This is a genomic window from Virgibacillus sp. AGTR (assembly GCF_016919725.2).
GTDB lineage: Bacteria > Bacillota > Bacilli > Bacillales > Amphibacillaceae > Virgibacillus > Virgibacillus salarius.
In genome coordinates this window covers 1-19,485 of sequence record NZ_JAJERH010000082.1, presented here as the reverse complement: position 1 = coordinate 19,485, position 19,485 = coordinate 1, and the positions used below count along the sequence as shown (strand labels likewise).

The following is a 19,485-nucleotide window of genomic DNA, read 5'->3' as shown; positions in this document are numbered from 1 at the left end:
CTACTAGGTTCTGTCGCTATTCCATTGCACTTTAAAAGATTAAGGACAATAAAAATGTCCAAATACAAACGAATGCGAGCAATGCAAAGCTGTATTTAAGAGTCATTTTCATGAGTGTGGCCTCGTTTCCTGTTTCACCTACGGCTGCTGCTGCAATCGCAATGGATTGTGGCGAAACGAGTTTAGCCATGACTCCTCCGGCTGTGTTCGCAGCAACCAGTAGAGATGGGTTAGTACCTAGGATATTTCCCGCTGTTGCCTGGATTGGTGCGAATAGGGTGTTGTTGTTTACAACAGAGCCTGTCATAAATACACCGATCCATCCAAGAATTGGTGACAATAACGGAAATACTTGTCCCGTTTTAGCCACTGTTTCACCAAGCGCCGTTGTCATTCCTGCATAGGTCATGAGTTTGGCAATTCCTAGTATGGCACAGATCATGACGATAGGAATACTAAATTCAACCACGGTTTTTCCCAGAAGCTTGCAGCTTTTTTTGAAGTGGATGGCTTTCGTAGTGATCACCGTCGTCAAGGCAGATAATAAGATTGCTGTCCCTGTGGCCCCGAGCAAATCGACAGTTATTGGTATGGTTGAACCTGGTATAAGTCCCTTCACAACTGAAAATTCTAGTATACCCCCCTCTGCAAATAGTCCTTGAAATACAGGGAGGCTCCAAATCATGATAAAAAAGGTCAACAGATAAAAGGGGGACCATGCTTTTACCACTTCTCCAATGGAATAGGTTTCTCTCTTATTTTTATAATCATCAAGCAAAAAGATGTTCTTCGGCTGCCACTTCTTCAAGAACAGTGCTAATACCCCCATCGTTAAGAGAGAAGGAATAATATCCGCAAGTTCTGGACCGATGGTGATCGTGATGACTGCCTGTGACACAGTATAGGTCGCTGCCGTCACTAAAATAGCAGGGAATATTTCCTTGATTCCCTTCCATCCATCCATGAGCCAAATAAGTAAGAATGGAATCGTAAAGTTAATGATTGGTAGGGTAAGGGCTGTCATCACGGAAACCTTCATGGATGTCACATTCTCCAGTGCAAATGTATCAATAATTCCAACAGGAATTCCAATGGCACCGAAAGCACCGGAAGCACCGTTTGCAATTAGACACAGCATGGCTGCCTGCAAAGGTTTAAATCCCAGGGAAACCAAGAGCACAGCACAGATGGCAATTGGTACACCAAAGCCTGCAGCACCTTCCAGGAAGGCATTAAAGCAGAACCCAATTAATAAAAGCTGTAGACGTTGATCATGTGAAATCCCAGCGATACTTCCTCGTAAAACATCAAATTTTCCGGATATAACGGCAATTTTATATAACCATACTGCCATTATAATGATATAGCCAATCGGCCATATTCCGATTATGGTACCTTGTACGACACTGCCCACCGATTCCTCAATAGGAAGCTTAAAGACAAACAGTGCGATTATGAACGTTACACCAAGATTCAATATAGCTGCATGTATGCCCTTCATTTTAAAAATAGTCAGGCTCAAGAGAAATAACAAAACGGGAATGGCTGCAACCATCGCTGTGATTCCTAAATGACCGAACGGATTAACACTTTCAACTAACATACAAATGACTCCCTTTTAGTAAGAATGATTGGATGATGAGCTTGCCCTATTACCCTATCTTCTGTTGAAAGTCTTGCAATAGTTGTACAGAGATCGCAAATTTTTCTTGTTCTCTTTCATCCAGCGAGAGCTCAATCACATTTCTAACCCCTTTTCGGTCAACAACCGCTGGAACGCCGATATATACATCATTGACACCATACTCTCCTTCGAGTAGCGTACCAACTGGTAAAACCACCTGCTCATTCCGCAGGATCGCCTTCGTGATCCTCGCTAATGCCATTGCAATTCCGTAATAGGTCGCACCTTTCATTTCAATAATTTGATAAGCAGCATCCTTAACCTGTTGGGTGATCACTTCTTTTCTTTCATGGGATATCTTGGTAGTGATTTGTGTGCCTGAAATATTAGCAGAGCTCCAAACCGGAAGCTGTGAATCACCATGTTCACCGATAATATACCCATGAACACTTATAGGAGCGATCCCAAATTCTCTTCCTAACAGGCTTCGAAATCTTGCTGTATCCAAGACCGTTCCTGAACCTATGACCCTCTCTTTTGAAAGGCCTGAGAATTTCCATGTAGCATAAGCCAGTATATCAACCGGATTCGTTGCTACGATGAAAATACCATCAAAACCGGATTTCATAATCTCATCCACTATTGACTTGAAGATATTTACATTTTTTTGCACCAGCTCTAGTCTTGTCTCTCCGGGATTCTGTGCTGAGCCAGCACAAATAACCACAATCGCCGCATCTTTACAATCTTTAAAAGTCCCATACCGGATCGTCATGGGACTAGGTGCATATACAATCCCATGATCCAAATCCATTACATCTCCCTGAGCCTTTTTCTTATTTATATCCACTAGTATGGTATCGTCACTCAATCCCTGATTTATCAATGAATACGCGTAACTGGACCCAACCGCTCCTGTACCTATTAGCACCACTTTACTACTTAAAATTCCACTCATATTCATTACCTCCCGACATTTTCATTTGTGTATTATCCCCAGCATAGATTCATGAATACATTTGTGATTTTTTCACAATATGATGTATGTTAATTCATTGGTGTAATATATAGTGAAGAGTTACATACTGCTTTTTTGTGATTTAGTTAATTCTCATCTCTATCCTTTAATAGCGTCATAAAACAGCTAACTTTTGTTTTTCTCATAAAAAAAGATACAATAGCTCTGAAAGGAGTTTATGTATGCGTACGAACTATGAATTATCAGACAAAATGACAGAACTATTGAATAGCTATAACAGGAATAGCAACGCATTTCAGGAATTAATTGGTGAGGGTGGTTATATGCCGCCGAATCAAGAATTATTAATAGATGCCATCTCAGCGCTCAGCATGGGGAAAAACATTCTGTTAAAGGGTCCAACTGGTGCTGGAAAAACCAAATTTGCTGAAACACTTTCTATGCTATTTCAACAACCGATGTTTAGTGTCAATTGCTCCGTTGATTTAGACGCTGAAAGCCTGTTAGGCTTTAAAACACTTGCAAATAAAGATGATCAGCAGGTTATCGAATTTGTTTCAGGACCTGTCATTAATGCGATGCAACATGGCACATTTTTATATATTGATGAAATTAACATGGCAAAACCGGAAACATTGCCTTTAATAAACGGAGTCTTGGATTATCGTCGAACGATAACGAATCCATTTACAAATGAACTGGTGTCTGCCAATAAAGGGTTTAATGTAATTGCTGCCATTAATGAAGGGTATGTTGGTACCGTTCCGCTCAATGAGGCATTAAAAAACCGTTTTGTTGTGATTGAAATACCTTATATCGAAGGTGAGCAACTAAAGCAACTGATTCAAGAGAATACGCAACTTAATGATGAGCATACCATTGACTTATTTGTTACGTTGTCAGCTGACCTCATTCAAGCCGTAGTTCAAGGGAAAATAGCTGAAGATGCAGCGTCTATTCGTGCTTTACTAGATGCATGTGACTTAAGTGTCCTTATTCCTGCGGAACGAGCGATTCAACGAGCCATTGTTGATAAACTGGAAGAAGATAGGGAGAGGGAGTTTGTCTTGAATCTGGCGGCAACCTTATTCTAGTTAGGAGATTATACGATGTATCGTTTTCATGATTCTAAAGTAGATACTAATTTATTTCGGCAATTGCAGGATCTGACTACGGTTTTATCCAGTAATCCCGAGCTATTATTCGAGTATAGTTTTGGTTCTTATATTGATTTATTAGATGGGAAGGTAACCGCAAGCAGAACCTGGGATACTACCAGTCCGAATGTAAAAGTGGCTGGCTTGAAATCGGATGTTTTTTTACGAACAATTGGATCGTTTCGTTATTCTGATATACAGGCTATGAAGGAATTTTTACACACCGTAAATGAATCTTCGTTGCCAAAATTCGCTTCTCAACTATTTGCATTATTTGAAGATATTCGATTAGAGGAGAAAATAAAGCAAGAACGCCCGGGGACAAAGCATGTATTTACTGTTCGGAAAAATTACTATAAACATAAATTTGAAAATGAACGTGCTGCACATGTTACAAGGGGCCTAGCATTAGATGAATTATTTTGCTTGATTTATTTAACTTTACAATCGAATAGCCCAGACCCTAATTTTCCGAGAGCTTCACAATCACAGCTTGAGCAATTAAATAAGGTCAAGCCACTTATTTATTCTGTATATGAAGCTAGAAGTACACAAGCTGTTTCAGGGATTGTCGAGCAAATTGTTTCCCGTCTTCATGAAGGATACGTAGATACAATTCATGATTATTTTGTATTTCCCATTCATCATATTGATAAATATACTAAAAACACATTATTTGATGAGTTAACAAGGACGGATGAGCTTGCAAATGAGGATAGCGAAGAATTGGACGAAGAGAAAAATGAATATATGGATGAACAGTTTTCCACCTGGCATCGGGAAAATGAGAATAGTGATCGACAGCAGACCTTTCTGCAATTTGAATTAGAAGTTGGTACTAAAACGAATATAATGGGCAATGGTGCCAGAGAAACAGAAGATGGTGATCAAGCAATGGGAACGATTCAAGGGTCATCAGGACAAACTAAAAATAAGGATTACTCAGATTTAGACACTTTGGATAAACAAGAAATAAAGCCAGGAAGCGGCAGAGATGCAATATATGGGGAAGCAAATAAGAATGCGGTAAAATGTGTCAAACAATCAAGCCCTCCTTCCCAAGCGGATATTAATGTATATCTTGATTTTGTGAAAGATATTGAAAACTATAAGCGCAAGCTATCGACGATTATAACAAAAACACTGGAACATAAGAAGAATGCAGCAAGAAAGGATTTAATGATTGGCAGATTGTCTAAAAAATTATTGCCGATGGTGCTTGATGAGAAGCCACGAATATTCTATAAGAAGAATCAAGAATCGAAGGAATTAGATGCCGCTTTTACATTGCTAGTAGATTGTTCTGCCTCGATGCATGGAAAGATGGAAGAAACAAAGCGAGGAATTGTACTATTTCATGAAGTGCTTAAATCCTTTCAAATCCCACATTCTATCATGGGATTCTGGGAAGATGCTATGGAGGTAACGGATCATTACCAGCCTAATTATCTTCATATCATTCACTCCTTTTCCGATTCCTTATACCAAAATAATGGACCAAAAATTATGCAGCTCGAGCCTCAAGAAGATAATCGTGATGGATTTAGTATTCGAGTAGCAGCAGAGCAATTAGAGGCCCGCCGTGAAAAACATAAATTTTTACTAGTATTCTCTGATGGGGAACCAGCAGCAGCTAATTATAATCAAAATGGCATTGTCGATACAAATCTTGCAGTTCTGGAGGCGCGAAAAAAAGGAATGGAAGTCATTGGTACTTTTCTCGCTGATGGTGAAGTAGATGAGTTGGCAGATAAGCTAATGCAGAATATTTATGGTAAGCATCGTATTCTCGTTCCAAGCGTTTCCGAACTTCCTGATCACTTTGCACCACTTCTGAAAAAATTATTATTAAAAGTAATATAAAAAAACAGATCCATTTTGTTATGAAAGCACCCTTAAATAGAACTTAGTTTTGTAGGCAAGCTTCTAGGTTAACTTATTAATTTATCTCCTGTATAGTATCACAGGGGTATGAGCTAAAGGCTTTTGAACCAATCGGACATGTACTGGCAGTCGATCCCCCAATATTGATAAGTGGGAGAGTTACTGCCGGTTATATGTGAGATAAACGTGTATGATGTTTACATATTGAAGAAAGTGAAGTGGGAACATGGACCTCCATATACGTGAGGTATCGACTGAAAACTGGCAAACGATTGCTTGTCTTTCGGTAAAGAAAAATCAGCAGGACTACATTGAGAGTAATGCGCTCTCCATTGTTCAATCGATGTTTGAATCGGAATGGCAATCTGTAGGATTATATGATGGAGAAATAGCAATTGGCTATGCTATGTATGGTCAAGTAAAACGAGAAGGTGACGTTTGGCTAGATCGTTTTATGATCGATGCGAAGTACCAGGGACTTGGTTATGCATCAAAGATTTTGCCAATCCTTCTCAAGCATATTGAAGAACTATATGATACAGAAATGATTTATCTAAGTGTCACACGAGATAATACAAAGGCGCAGGCCTTATATGAGCGGTTGGGTTTCCGGTTTAATGGAGAAGAGGATCATTCAGGTATTGTCTCTGGATTGGTAATGGTACGAGATACAAGTACCATTTAATAACTATTGATGGAGAAGCGGCTTATCAACGTCGCTTCTTTTATTATAGTCTATAAAGAATGAACCTCTTATTGACATTTGGGTAGAGTTAGCACAAAATAATTGTATACAATTATACAAAATCACAAGTGGTGGATAGGAAGGGTGTGAAGTAAAATGCGTCTTGGAACGAAGGATTATGTATATGAGGAGATAAAAAACAAAATTATTTGTGGGCAAATGGAGCCTAATCAGGACGTTATTGAGGAAAGTCTTGCTAAGGAATTAGAAGTTAGCAGAACACCTCTACGTGCCGCATTACAACAATTGGAATTTGAAGAATTATTGGTAAGAAAACAGAATGGCAGATTAAAGGTTGCGCCACTTTCTATCACAGAGGCAAGGGAAATTTTTGAGATTCGCAGTATATTAGAAGGTAAAATCGCTAGAGATGCGACAAAACATGCTACAGAAAAAGATATTTACCATTTAAAGAATATAACGCTACTGATAAATAAGGCTAAAAAGCAGGGATTGGAAGATGATCATATTCAATACGGTATGGAGTTCCATTCTTACTTATATGAGCTAAGTGGAAATAAAACGGCAAAGAAAATTCTACTTACACTAAATAATCATATAAATCGTTATCGAAGGTTAGGCCTAATACAAACAACAGATTCAACGGAAAATCAGCTAGATGATCATGCTTTAATATTAGACCATATGATAAAAGGCGATGCGCATCAAGCGGAACTTATTTCACAGCAGCATGTTATGAAAAGTCTAGATACTGCTATTAAAAAGATGGAGGAGTTATATTAACTTATGCTTCCATCTAAAAATAATTGTATACAATTATACAAAACGTAAGATAGTGAAAGGAGAGAGAATATGGATTGGAAGCGAGATACGAAACTAATTCATGAGAACTTAAAGCCAGATGCTAAGACAGGGATGATCACACAATGTATTACACCTGCTGTAGCTTATGCTTTTCCAGATGCAGAAACAGCTTCAGATGTAGTTTCAGGAGAACGGGAAGGAATCTATTATGGGCGGTATGGTAATCCAACTGTACAGACCTTGGAAAAGAAAGTAGCGGCTTTAGAAGGTGGGGAAGCCTGTTTAGGCTTAGCTAGTGGAATGGCGGCAATTTCCACAGCATTATTAACCTTTTTAAAAAATGGTGATCATGTAATAGTAACAAAGGATGTTTATGGAGGTACGTTTAGTTTCTTACACTCTCTTGCCCCACGCTTTGGAATTGATGTTAGTTTTGTAGATTGTACGAAGCTATCTTCTATAAAGCGTGCTTTAAGGGATAATACGAAAGCTGTTTATATTGAAACTCCGTCGAATCCGAGACTCACAGTGCTTGATATAAAAGCAATTGCTAATTTATGTAAGCGTTATAATATTCCTTTAATTATTGATAATACATTTATGAGCCCGTATCTACAGAATCCGTTACAATTAGGTGCCGATGTTGTCATTCATAGTGCAACGAAGTATATGAACGGACACGGAGATGTATTAGCTGGTTTGATTATTAGTAATGCATCCACTATTCAATTCATGCGAAAGAGAATTGCAGGTGATCTTGGTCAACAATTAAATGCTTGGGATGGATTCCTGATAATTCGAGGAATAAAAACAATGGCGTTACGTATGAATAAGCACTGTGAAAATGCTCAAAAAATAGCGGAGTATTTAGAAACGCATGAAATGATTGATACAGTTCACTATCCAGGTCTATCTTCGCACCCTCAACATCAATTAGCAATTCAACAAATGCGTGGGATGGGAGGAATTGTATCATTTGAAGTAAAAGGAGGGTGCCCAGCAGGAAAAATGTTTATAAACCATCTTAAATTAGCTATGATATCTTTTAGCTTGGGCGACCCGGAAACATTGGTTCAGCATCCTGCTTCGATGACACATGCGTCAATTCCACCTGAAGAACGTTTGAAGTACGGGATTACAGATGGTCTAATCCGCCTATCAGCAGGTTTAGAAGACAGTGAAGACATTATTCATGATATACGACAAGCATTGAATAGAGTACAATCAAGTATAAAAATAGTAAATTAATGAAGGTATATGCGCTTGCTCCTTATGTAAGGACGAGCGCATTTTTTCGCCAAAGCTTATTTTGCTATCTCTTTTGGCCATTCTATCATTGATTATAAGCGTAGCATTTTGACTTCATATGTTGTAGGATCTTGTCAATTTTTACAAAAACAATAGATTTTTATCCGATTCTACGATAAAATTAAGGCAATATTTGTAATTCTGATAATTGAAATATAGAAGAGGGATGTAGCAGATGACTTATTATAGCAACATGGGTAAATTTCTGTTTTCCATAGAAGATCATTTATTTCGAGTAAAGAAAGCAGAGAAAATAAAAAATCTGTGGAAAATGAATTTCTTACTTCTTTTATGTACTGTCATCTTATACGGTTGGATGGCCTACGTAGGCATAGGAACAAATCTTCTTTCGTCAGGAGCTATGGAGCTAAAGCCATTAATCTATGAGCAACAAAAATTTTGGTTTCTGGTAGGAAGGGTAGCCTTTGCAGTTTTATTTACAGCGTTAGTGTTGTTTATACCTTCATTGATTTTCTATGTTATTACAGGAGTACCTTATCGGAAACTATTAATCATGCAACAGGTTGTCTTATTGGTAGTTTTAATTGAAAGACTAATATGGATTCCGTTAGCAGTTTTTAATGGGCTAGATTGGTATGTATCTCCTTTATCTCTAGGGATTATTGCATCATACCTTTTCGACAATACGCTGTTTATTTATTTTTTCGGAGCCATTTCATTATTTCAGCTCTGGATTATTTATTTTCAAGTCAAATACATAGGTTATTTATCAGATATAAAGAAAAAGTGGCTTTGGCTTATTGTAATAGGATTACATATGTGTTATTGGATTCTTGCTGCATTGATAGCATATACTGATCGATACATCTTGAATGGGTGGTTTGGATAATGCAAAAGGCTAAAAAACGTTTTCTGCAAGTCGCTATTGTATTATTTATTGGTGTTAATTTTGTATTGGTTTATATCGATGATGAAAAAAAAGTAGATCGAATTGCTTATATCTCTGACTGGTCTCAGGTTAATCAGATGGATATGGAAGAAAAGTTGCATACTTCTGGGGTGTTAGCTGCTACGGAAGCGAACCACGTTTACTTTGATCCTCAAACAGGAAGCTTTAATGAATTCCTGGTAAAAGAGGGGAGCCAAGTTAGTGCGGGAGATGCACTTTTTTCTTATACGGTAGACAATTATTATGAAGCGGAGTCGAATCTCATTCAAGAAGCAGATCAGGTAGAGGGTGAAATTGCTGCTATTCAACAGGCGATTACACAAATGAGAGCTTATCAGATTCCGCAAACAAATACAGAAGCATCCCCATCATTAGAAATAACATCGGAGGAAATGCGTGTAGAGTTTCCACAAGATCCGATCCAAGCCAATTTGGTTAAAGAGCAATATATTGTAGAAAAGGAAAAAGAATTGGCACAAAAAAATGCTGCGTTAACAAGTATTAACAATCAATTACAAGAGCTTCAAACGACGGGTGATACGATTACGGTGGAAAGTCCATATGAAGGTAGAGTTGCATCGGTATCTTCCTCATTGCAAGATCCAATTATAACGATTGAAAGTGCATCTCTACATGCTGAGGGGGAGTTGACGGAACAAGAGCGTACGCTTGTACAAGCAGGCTTACCCGTTGAGATTAGCATTTCCGAGAAAGATATAAGTCTGGAAGGTACTATTAATCATGTAAGTGATGCTCCAAAAGGGAATGTGACTGTAAAAGATGATAGTATCTACCCTTTTGCTGCAACGTTTGAATTAGATGAGGAAGAGGCAAATATGGAAGGTGCGAAGGAAGAGAAAGAAGAAACAGTAGAAAACCCGGAAGCTGTCGGTTCGTCTGATACAATGGATCAGACGGAAGAAAAGACAACAGATGGTACGGAAGCATCTACCAAAGATAATGAGAATCAGGAAGCGTCGATTGAACAAGCATTATTACCTGGCTATCATGCAGATGTAACAATTATTACGAAATCATCGGAACAGGCAACAGTCTTATATGAAGATATGATCGCTCAAGGTAATGTATGGAAAATGACAAAAGAGGGAAATTTATTGAAGCAGAAAGTAGATACGGGAATTCTTATGAATTCTATGTTAGAGATAACTTCTGGCGTGACTGTTGGAGATGCAGTTGCAGCGGATCCAGAAAGTCAATTTCGGCAGCAGGCAACATTTATAACGCCAATTAAGTGGGACCATAGTTGGAAGCGTATCATTTCTCCTCGCGATACTGCTTGGTACGAGCCCTTTTTGATAGGCTTCTTATCGCGATAGAGGAGTTGTCCTAAAAGACAACTCTCATCCTAAACCAGCCCCCGGAAGGTGGTTCAACTCCTAGGGAGTAAATACGACTCGGTGCGAGGCTTAATGCAGCCGTTCTTCTCGCTGGAGTTTCTCGCGTAATCCAGTTGCTACATCTGTACGAACCTTTTTGGCTGCTTTTTTACATTGATGATGTGAGAATCTTCTCATCATCTGACTGTTGTTGCTTCTGATGGCATATAACATTAATAATGGCACCACTTATTAGAATCATTCCAGTTAGGAAAAACCAAATTAATAAAATGATGATGCCACCAAGACTACCATATGTAGCAGAATAATTCCCAAAATTACTGACATATACGGAAAAGCCTAACGAGATAACCTGCCAAAGAAAGCTAGCTGTTATGGTTCCGGGAATAATATGTTTAAAAGGGAGTCGTTTATTCGGAGCAACACGATATAGAATAAGAATGAATCCTGATAATATAATGAGACTAACAGTCCATCGAAGCACTTGTAATAACAAAGCAGTGGTAGCAGAAAAGAAGAATAAGGAATCTAAAAATTGGAGAATGACATTTCCAAAAATGGGTACGATAATGGCAACAACCAATGCTATAATCATACTTAAGGTGAGGCCGAGTGCAATGATGCGAACAACGAGGAAGTTCCTTGTTTCATTCATTTCATAAGCTTCGTTAGTTGCTTTAATGAAGGCATTCATCCCGGCTGAAGATGACCATATAGCTCCTATTATTCCAATGGTAAGTAGACCACCACGTGGTGTTTCGATAAGTCGAACAATATTTTCTTCGAAGATAGCTGAAAGTTCATTAGGTAGAGCACCTTCAATAAAAGTAATGGCATCATCAGGATGTATATTAAAATATGGAATTAAGGCAAAGCAAACTAAAAATAATGGTACGATAGATAATAAGAAGTAGTAGGCTAAGGCAGCTGCTAACAAGGGAACATTATCACTTTTGAATTTTGCTGTAAATTGCTTGGCAATTGCTTTTATATTTGACATATACGTTCCTCCATATGTAGTTTAATTACCATATACCCATTATTTCCATGATGTAATCGTCAAAGCACAATACGTTTTATTCGCGTATTCAAGTGGTATAATGCATGTATAGGAAGGGGGATGTTCGAATTGGAAGGAATTATATATATAGCTATTCTAATGATTAGTATTGCATTTGCATTAACGGTCGGGTATATTGCCTTAGTATTACATCGTGTGTCTAAAACACTGAGAACGATGGGAAATACATTAGGGGAAGTTGGGCAAGAAATGCAACAAGTAACCCCACAATTAACACATATGTTACAAGAAACGAATGGAATGATGGACGACATAGAAGAAAAAATGAAGGCAACTGATAGTGTGTTTGCAACTGTAGAGAACATGGGTAACTCGATCAATACGATAAATCATGTATTAATGAAAAATAATTCTAAGCTTACAGATGCCGAAATGGAGCAAAAGACAAAACCATATATTGAAGGTATTCGTTGGGCTGAAACAGCATTTTATTTATTTGATAAATGGAAGCGGCATACACCTACCCAGAATAAGCAAGAGGAAGCAGCTGATGTATCAAACAATCATTCAGGGAGAGAGGGATAATCATGTTAACAGGTATTGGAGTATTATTAATTGGGATTGCATGTTTAATAATTGCTATTTTTATTGCACATGTATTAAATAATTTAGCGGGGGTGCTTCATGGTGTCGAGAAAACGGTGAATCAGCTTCCGGATCAAATGAATTCCATTTTTAAGGAAACCACTAATTTAATAGAAGAAAGTAACCATACCTTATCAGATATAAATGAAAAAATGAAACAGTTAAGTCCGTTATTTTATATTGTCGGTGATGTTGGAAATGTAACTCGGAAATTTTCCTCATCCTTGGTTGATGTAACGGAATCGTTAAAGCAAAAAACGGAAGATACGAAGGAAGTAACTAATAAAAATAAAGCTGGTGGTTTATACGGAACATTTGCTCTTGGATACTACTGGTTGCAAAAACGTAGACAGCATAAGAAAGATCAGCATGAAGGAGCACCATTAAATGACGAACATAACGAGTAAAAGCGTCAGTGTAATTACAGCCGGAGCAGCAATTGGCATAGCTGTAGGTTGGTTTGTGAAAAGCAATATGACAAAGCAGGGGATAGAGGAAAAGCGTTCTATCTGGGAAACAGCTAAGGAAATAGAGAGAAAAGTATATCAAGATGGTCAAGCTCGTGCAATTAAGATTGATGGCTTGAAAAAGGATATCCAACAAAAGCTGAAGCGTTGATATGTAGAGTAGGAACATCCAGTAAAAATTCTTACTACATATGTTCATATACCTGTAGGAAGGTCAGGCCAAGGGGTTGATTTAAGACAACCCCTTTTTTTAATAGTTTAGGAAATTAAAAAATTAGCCCATGTAGATAAATAGGGATGCGTTGAGCCGCTTCCGGCTTCAGCGCCCAGAAACGATACGACTTCACGAATCGCCCTACAGTCATCATCGGCTCGCAAACTCACCGTGATTCCTTTAACTCCGTTGACTTGCACCAGTCGCTACGTTTCTAATCGGACGCTTGCGCTTTTGTTCTTGGTTTTAATCGTAGTTGCCTTGCATATCTTAAAGAAACTTGTTTTTCTTCTGTTTCTGTCATTGTGATTCTTTTTTCTTGAAATGAAAATCCGCTGGCTTCATAAAGGGAGTGCCGTATATGTTTCCCTCTTGTACAGATAGTGGCTATAGCTTTGTATGACCTATCCTTAGTTTTACAATAGATATATTCACGTATGATCCCGCATTTTATAATATATAATATTCACTCCCCCTCATAATTCAAAAAAATAAGTGATGATAGCATTTAAGAGAAATTCTTAATCGAATAGATACAATTAAAAAAGGGATAATTGACCCTAAAGTGGTCTCATTATCCCTATATCAAATATGTGTTCTCATAAGTAATGCCTTTTAAGACTCCATGTCTATTGTATTTCGTCTTTTACTTTGCTGAATAATGTAGTAGGCCAAAGTGGCAAGCCCATAAATACCCTCCAAATGATTCCTTTTAGTAAATTCATTTCCATCTGTGTCCTTCTTCACTTTCATGACAGCATCTACTAGCGAAGAGGATGCGTAATTGGCTGCCCTTGTTGCATCGCCCACTAACTGAAATATGGGAGTTAATTCTTTAACTTGTTGATTTACTTCATGAAGCGTGTCATTCCCTGATCGTAGGGCTTCAGTAGCTTGAGAAGTAAGCTCTTCCATTTGTTGAGGAAGACCACTAGTTGTTTTCTGTAAATTATTTAATATCCCAGCAAGTTTATTAAGTGGTTTAATTAAAATAACTACAAGTACGAAAAGTGCTATTCCAATAATAACAACACCAATACCTAACCAATCCATTTTTTCTACCCCTTTCATGAAAATACATACAGCTTGCACCGATTTAGTTCAGTGCTACAAATTGGGTGTTTTGATATTTTCTTATGTATTTCTTTAATATACCACGAAACCATAAAAAGTAAACGGTGGATCATAGGATGTAATAGCATATTTTACCGGTATGTCCCATAAAATAGAAAAGCATAAAAAAAGGGGACGAGGGTCATGAAACATATTATGAAGATAGTCATATGGGGATTAGGTGCACTATTATTACTATTTCTTATTCAATTTCCGATTCAGAAAAATGAGTCCTCGTGGGTAGGCTCATCATGGTCGTTACCGCTATCTGGAAAAACGATTGTTATTGATCCAGGACATGGCGGACCAGATGGGGGGGCAGTAGGTAAGGATGATACGCTAGAGAAGGATATTTCCTTAGAAGTGTCTAAAAAACTGCAAAAGTACTTGCAACAATCTGGAGCATTGGTTTATCTAACACGTGAAGAAGATAAAGACCTAGCTGCGGAAGATACCAAAGGACTAGCGAGAAGAAAATCAGAGGATATTCGAGAGAGGCTAGCGTTTATAAAGGATAAAGAAGCAGACTTTTTTATTACGATGCACTTAAATGCATTGCCATCCTCTCGCTGGAGCGGAGCGCAAACATTTTATTTTCCGGGCATGGATGAGAATAAGCATTTAGCCAAAATGATTCAGTCTGAGATTATTCGCAATTTAGAAAACACGAACCGTACACCATTACCTATTAACAGCGTATATTTGTTAAAGCATGCCGAAGTTCCCGGGGCTTTGGTAGAAATAGGTTTTCTATCTAATGAGCGAGAGCTGGAATTGTTGAAGGATAGGAACTATCAACTAAAAATGGCAGCAAGTATCTATGAAGGTATTCTAAGGTATGCCACAGAAGATATGAAAGAAGAAGAGGATAACTAGCTAAGAAAACGATTACTATCCCTTTTATTACACAGCATATTACTTAGAATTTCTATGTTTTATGTTATACTAGCCTTGAATGAAATAACAATAAGGGCAGACAGTTTAAAAGGGATGGTGATTTATTGTGTTAACAAAAGATGAAGTTATACAACTGCTTAACCCTGTTAAAGATCCGTTTTTACATATAACGCTTGAGAAAACAGAAGGCGTAAAGGAAGTGACTATTAAGGAAGATAAGAAGCATATCAGTGTTAAAATTGGTATTGCTAAAACGAATACAGCTGAGCAGATGCAGCTTCAACAGGAAATTGTAGGCATTCTAAAGAAAAATGGAGCTGTAACGGTTGGCTTGCGTTTCGAACAGTTACCAGACGATATCATTAAGAAGTATCAGCCAGCAGTTGAAGCAGAGCAAGAGGCTGCTTTAATGGGTGGTCATAAAAATACGAAATTCATTGCTGTTTCAAGTGGTAAAGGTGGCGTTGGTAAGTCTACTGTAACCGTTAACTTAGCAATTTCTTTAATGCGCTTAGGGAAAAAGGTAGGAATTATCGATGCTGATATTTATGGGTTTAGTGTTCCAGATATGATGGGAGTAGAGGAGCGCCCGGCTGTACGTGGTGAGAAGATTATTCCGGTAGAACGATTCGGTGTAAAAGTAATTTCCATGGGCTTCTTTGTTGAGGATAACTCACCAATTATTTGGCGCGGACCAATGCTCGGTAAAATGTTGAACAGTTTCTTTAAAGAGGTAGAATGGGGCGATTTAGATTATTTACTACTTGATTTACCACCGGGGACTGGTGACATTGCTATGGATGTTCATGAATTGCTTCCAACCTGTAAAGAAGTAATTGTTACTACACCTCATCCAACAGCGGCCTTTGTTGCTGCCCGTGCAGGACAAATGGCGTTGAAGACAGATCATGAAATTCTTGGTGTCGTTGAGAATATGGCCTATTTTGAAAGTAAGGCTACTGGTGAAAAAGAATATGTATTCGGTCAAGGTGGAGGTAAAAAGCTTGCTGAAGTGCTTAAAACAAAAGTACTTGGTCAATTGCCATTACAGCAGCCTTATGAGGAAGAAGATGAATTTGCTCCTTCCATTTACCAGCAGGATCATCCGAATGGACAAGCATATCACAAAATAGCTTCAAAAATTGTTGCGATGCTGGAAGAATAGTACGGCATAACCAGAAATCAATAGTAATTCAAGGCATGGTTATAATAATAATGAAAAAGCGGTCGCTTTGGCGTCCGCTTTTTAATATCTGCAATGCCGCTTGTTTAATCTAAATAAAGAAAGTGCTACAATGTGTGGCTATTGTCCCCCGCCAGATCCGCCACCGCTTTCGCTTCCTTGTTCTTCTTGGTTGCCTTCTTCACTTCCGCCTCCGCCTTTTTGTTGCTGACCTTTGCTTTGTTTTTCAGCAGCCTTCAACAATGTTTCCTGCATTTTTTCTTGGAATAGTGGAGTTTCTAATGTTTGTTGAATGGTTTCTTCTAAGTGAGCGCGGAATTGTTGACTTTTTACTACTTCTAGCATCTGTTCTGTCATCTCTGGGTTTTGTAACAGCTCGAGCATTTGTTTCTGATAGTCTGCATCATTCATTAAGCTTTTAATCAGCTTTATATGTTCATCTTTCATCGATTTTGTATATTCTTTTACAAAATCCGTATCCTGAAAAAGCTTTGTCCACATTTCTTTCCCTTTTTCAGAAACAAGGGCCTCATTAATGGATTTTTTCACTACATCAGATTCCATGACTAGCTCTTGTTTCATGGTATCATCTGTCATAATTTCTCGTAGTGCTTTTTTACCATCTTCAGTCTGTAATATATCAACAACCATTTTTTTGGTTGTCTCATACTGTCCTTCCTTTTCAGAGGCATTTCCGCCGTTACAGCCACTAATCAAGATGACAGATATCATGATAACGGCTAAATAAATGGATCGAATCATTAGGAAATCCTCCTTCCTCTTCTTACTTAATATGAGTGACAGAAATGAAAAATATTCGCTTTAGGAAGGAAAAAAGTGTCCCTTCATGATAAAATACCTTTAAACAGCTTAAAATAGAGACAGTTAATTATTGGTCATTTTACATAGTGGTAGGAGGAAGCAGTTTTGAATAGTCGAAAATTGGTGCATTTCTTTTTTAAAACATTGTTCATAGGTGGGTTAGCTGGATTGTTAACCAGTTTTTTTGTAAAAGCTGAAGATTATGCAGCAAACCTTCAACCGTTTAACGTAATGGAATTATTTGGCTTAGTTATTTTCTTTATAGGTATTGGTTTAGTGTTTAGTGTTATAAGTCAAACTGGTTTTTTCGCATATTTATTTATTAATCGATTTGGGTTAGGAATGTTTCGGTCTTTCTGGTCAACCGTTCAAGTTCTGCTTATAGCATTTGTTATATTTGATTTAGTTTACTTTCCTTATCAAGCTACAGATGGTGAGGTAGCTATTTATTGGTTTATCTTGATGGCTGTTGCCATTTTGGCATACGGTTGGATTGTCGCGAAGATTAAAGCAAAAGAAACGAATCGACAGGCTTTTATTCCAGCTCTATTTTTAATGGTCGTTATTACAACAGTTGAATGGGTACCTGGGCTTCGAACAGAAGGTACAGATTATGCTTGGCTTATGATTATTCCTTTACTTGCATGTAATACATATCAGCTATTAGCACTACATCGAATAAATAATAGTGACTCTGTAAAGGCTTCAACGGAAGCAAACAGATCAAGTCAGAAGAAGCATGTGAACCCAAAGAAAGCATAAATCAAAAGCGCCGGTATATGATGCATACCGGCGTTTTAAAGCGTTACATATAGAAGTGAAAAGATTTTCAGCCAATGGCTTAATCCACTAATTTTGGTTCAGCATGTGCCTGATTAATTAATTCAGTAATTGAAACAAAGGTGAAGCCCTTGTTTTTTAGCCCTGGGAGAATCGTCTTCAACGCACTTGCCGTTTGTTTTGCAGAATCTGATGCATGGAATAGCAAGATATCTCCGTTAGTAGTTTTCTTCATTACGGTATCAACAATAGAATCAGTCCCAGGATTTTTCCAGTCATTAGGATTGACATTCCAATGAATAACTTTATAATCCATGTTTTCAGCTACTTCAATGATCTCTTTATTAAAATGGCCACTCGGTGGGCGTAATAAATTTACATCATCGTAACCTAATTTATCAAAGGCTTCTCTCGCCTTTTTTAAATCTCTCTGTACTTCCTCTATATCTTGATCAAGATAACTTTTGTAACGATAACCTAATATTCCTAGGTCGTGCTTGCCTTCTGTTATCTTTTTTAAAATATCTGGATGTCTTTCAGCCCACTCACCGCTTACAAAAAAGGTAGCTTGTACATTCTTTTCTTCAAGGGTTTTTAATATATCATATACTCTTTCCTCTCCCCAGCTAATATTAAATGTCAAAGCAATATCACTTTCGTTTGCATTGCCTTTCGTTAGTGCAGTTGGTTCTTTATTAGAGAATACAGAAAAACTTCCATCTCTTTCAAACCAAATAAACGTAGCAGTAAATAAGGCAAATAAAATCACAACAAGCCAGCGTTTCCATCTATTAAATCGCCATACATAGAAATGTTCCATTCTACCGCTCCTTATAACTTGTCCTTTATAAAAAGCTATGCTGAGAAGAATGAAATAAGAACAAGTAATGAAAAAAACTTAGTAAAATTGTTCTGTTTTACGGATGTAAATCTGATTTTTTTGGGAATAGTATGCAGTAGAAGGAATTTTCTCGTAAGAAAAGGGAACAACCGACAAAATTCAACCATTTCTGCGAATAAATCTGATATAACTGTTTTTTTAAAAGGTAAAGATAACCTGAATTGAAATATGAGGTGAACGCATTGTTAGGATTGTTAATCAATGAGATAGAACAAAAAGAAGTAGAATACTTATTAAGAAGAGAATTGGAAGAGTTGCTAATGGATCTAGAAGATCATCGAATTGATCATATGGTTAAACGAGCAATGAAGGAAAGATACAATATCCTATTTCAATTATTTCGGAGAGTAGCTAACGAAAATGAGTGCTTGAAATATATGCCGAAACGCAGTGAGAATCAATAAAAAATTAAAAGAATCTCCATAGGTATTTCAAGTATTGGGGGTTCTTTTACTTTCTAACAGAAGAAGGACTCTTTAAATTTATTGAACTTAAATAAACTTTTTTTAAATAAACTATTGAAGTCCAGACGTTTATATGCTATATTATTTTTTGTTGTCAACAAATGACGCAACACATTATAAAATAGTTTTCATCAAAAAATATTTTAAAAAACATGTTGACAATCACTTGGAATCATGATAAATTATATCTTGTCGCAAAAAACGACAAAACATTAAAATTGATCTTTGAAAACTGAACAAAACAACCA

Annotated in this window: 20 protein-coding genes; 14 read left to right on the top strand and 6 right to left on the bottom strand. The window is 37.4% G+C overall.

Features of this window, described 5'->3' with window-relative positions:
- Positions 1-31: 31 nt before the first annotated feature.
- Positions 32-1,603, bottom strand: coding sequence for an L-lactate permease (locus tag JUJ52_RS19965; RefSeq protein WP_026682788.1), 1,572 nt, complete (start codon positions 1,601-1,603; stop codon positions 32-34).
- Between the two features lie 49 nt (positions 1,604-1,652).
- Positions 1,653-2,582, bottom strand: a complete 930-nt coding sequence (locus JUJ52_RS19960) for an L-lactate dehydrogenase (protein ID WP_374489031.1) — start codon at positions 2,580-2,582, stop codon at positions 1,653-1,655.
- A 242-nt stretch (positions 2,583-2,824) separates the two neighbouring features.
- Here JUJ52_RS19960 and JUJ52_RS19955 point away from each other — a divergent pair, with 242 nt between their 5' ends.
- The 7 genes from JUJ52_RS19955 to JUJ52_RS19925 all read left to right on the top strand — a co-directional run bounded on the left by JUJ52_RS19955 (position 2,825) and on the right by JUJ52_RS19925 (position 10,709).
- A complete protein-coding gene (locus tag JUJ52_RS19955; protein WP_026682790.1) occupies positions 2,825-3,697 on the top strand; it encodes an ATP-binding protein in 873 nt (290 codons plus the stop codon).
- Between the two features lie 15 nt (positions 3,698-3,712).
- Complete coding sequence (locus tag JUJ52_RS19950; protein ID WP_121604315.1) at positions 3,713-5,623, top strand: vWA domain-containing protein; 1,911 nt, start codon at positions 3,713-3,715, stop codon at positions 5,621-5,623.
- A 247-nt stretch (positions 5,624-5,870) separates the two neighbouring features.
- A complete protein-coding gene (locus JUJ52_RS19945) occupies positions 5,871-6,329 on the top strand; it encodes a GNAT family N-acetyltransferase (protein ID WP_026682791.1) in 459 nt (152 codons plus the stop codon).
- A 156-nt stretch (positions 6,330-6,485) separates the two neighbouring features.
- The gene (locus JUJ52_RS19940; protein ID WP_026682792.1) at positions 6,486-7,133 is read left to right on the top strand and encodes a GntR family transcriptional regulator; all 648 of its coding nucleotides are present in this window, start codon (positions 6,486-6,488) and stop codon (positions 7,131-7,133) included.
- A 69-nt stretch (positions 7,134-7,202) separates the two neighbouring features.
- Positions 7,203-8,402: a trans-sulfuration enzyme family protein gene (locus JUJ52_RS19935; protein WP_121604316.1), complete on the top strand. Its 1,200-nt coding sequence runs from the start codon at positions 7,203-7,205 to the stop codon at positions 8,400-8,402.
- Between the two features lie 235 nt (positions 8,403-8,637).
- A complete protein-coding gene (locus tag JUJ52_RS19930; protein ID WP_026682793.1) occupies positions 8,638-9,312 on the top strand; it encodes a hypothetical protein in 675 nt (224 codons plus the stop codon).
- Positions 9,312-10,709: an efflux RND transporter periplasmic adaptor subunit gene (locus JUJ52_RS19925; RefSeq protein WP_051388450.1), complete on the top strand. Its 1,398-nt coding sequence runs from the start codon at positions 9,312-9,314 to the stop codon at positions 10,707-10,709. Before JUJ52_RS19930 ends, JUJ52_RS19925 begins: the two co-directional genes overlap by 1 nt.
- Before the next feature lie 169 nt (positions 10,710-10,878).
- On the opposite strand, the gene JUJ52_RS19920 is transcribed toward JUJ52_RS19925, so the two are convergent.
- Entirely contained in the window at positions 10,879-11,730 is an 852-nt protein-coding gene (locus JUJ52_RS19920) for a YihY/virulence factor BrkB family protein (RefSeq protein WP_121604317.1), read from the bottom strand.
- 129 nt (positions 11,731-11,859) lie between these two features.
- On the opposite strand from JUJ52_RS19920, the gene JUJ52_RS19915 reads away from it, so the two are divergent.
- From JUJ52_RS19915 to JUJ52_RS19905, 3 genes are read left to right on the top strand one after another with little or no spacing between them, the layout of a single operon-like run.
- Positions 11,860-12,336 (top strand): DUF948 domain-containing protein, encoded by a 477-nt coding sequence (locus JUJ52_RS19915; protein ID WP_051388451.1) that lies wholly within the window; start codon positions 11,860-11,862, stop codon positions 12,334-12,336.
- A gap of 2 nt (positions 12,337-12,338) precedes the next feature.
- Positions 12,339-12,803, top strand: a complete 465-nt coding sequence (locus JUJ52_RS19910) for a DUF948 domain-containing protein (protein ID WP_246484927.1) — start codon at positions 12,339-12,341, stop codon at positions 12,801-12,803.
- Positions 12,784-13,014 (top strand): hypothetical protein, encoded by a 231-nt coding sequence (locus tag JUJ52_RS19905; RefSeq protein WP_026682796.1) that lies wholly within the window; start codon positions 12,784-12,786, stop codon positions 13,012-13,014. Before JUJ52_RS19910 ends, JUJ52_RS19905 begins: the two co-directional genes overlap by 20 nt.
- Before the next feature lie 678 nt (positions 13,015-13,692).
- Here the strand turns inward: JUJ52_RS19905 and JUJ52_RS19900 are convergent.
- Entirely contained in the window at positions 13,693-14,130 is a 438-nt protein-coding gene (locus JUJ52_RS19900) for a DUF948 domain-containing protein (protein WP_121604319.1), read from the bottom strand.
- A 204-nt stretch (positions 14,131-14,334) separates the two neighbouring features.
- Between JUJ52_RS19900 and cwlD the strand changes: the two genes are divergently transcribed.
- Entirely contained in the window at positions 14,335-15,066 is a 732-nt protein-coding gene (gene cwlD, locus JUJ52_RS19895) for an N-acetylmuramoyl-L-alanine amidase CwlD (protein ID WP_205389417.1), read from the top strand.
- 127 nt (positions 15,067-15,193) lie between these two features.
- Entirely contained in the window at positions 15,194-16,252 is a 1,059-nt protein-coding gene (locus tag JUJ52_RS19890) for an Mrp/NBP35 family ATP-binding protein (protein ID WP_121604320.1), read from the top strand.
- 138 nt (positions 16,253-16,390) lie between these two features.
- Here the strand turns inward: JUJ52_RS19890 and gerD are convergent, their stop codons facing one another.
- Positions 16,391-17,032 (bottom strand): spore germination lipoprotein GerD, encoded by a 642-nt coding sequence (gene gerD, locus JUJ52_RS19885; protein ID WP_205389418.1) that lies wholly within the window; start codon positions 17,030-17,032, stop codon positions 16,391-16,393.
- 165 nt (positions 17,033-17,197) lie between these two features.
- Here gerD and JUJ52_RS19880 point away from each other — a divergent pair, with 165 nt between their 5' ends.
- Positions 17,198-17,854, top strand: a complete 657-nt coding sequence (locus tag JUJ52_RS19880; RefSeq protein ID WP_026682801.1) for a KinB-signaling pathway activation protein — start codon at positions 17,198-17,200, stop codon at positions 17,852-17,854.
- A 79-nt stretch (positions 17,855-17,933) separates the two neighbouring features.
- Here the strand turns inward: JUJ52_RS19880 and pdaB are convergent, their stop codons facing one another.
- Positions 17,934-18,692, bottom strand: a complete 759-nt coding sequence (gene pdaB, locus JUJ52_RS19875; RefSeq protein WP_026682802.1) for a polysaccharide deacetylase family sporulation protein PdaB — start codon at positions 18,690-18,692, stop codon at positions 17,934-17,936.
- 263 nt (positions 18,693-18,955) lie between these two features.
- Here pdaB and JUJ52_RS19870 point away from each other — a divergent pair, with 263 nt between their 5' ends.
- A complete protein-coding gene (locus JUJ52_RS19870) occupies positions 18,956-19,177 on the top strand; it encodes a hypothetical protein (RefSeq protein ID WP_026682803.1) in 222 nt (73 codons plus the stop codon).
- Positions 19,178-19,485: the final 308 nt, after the last annotated feature.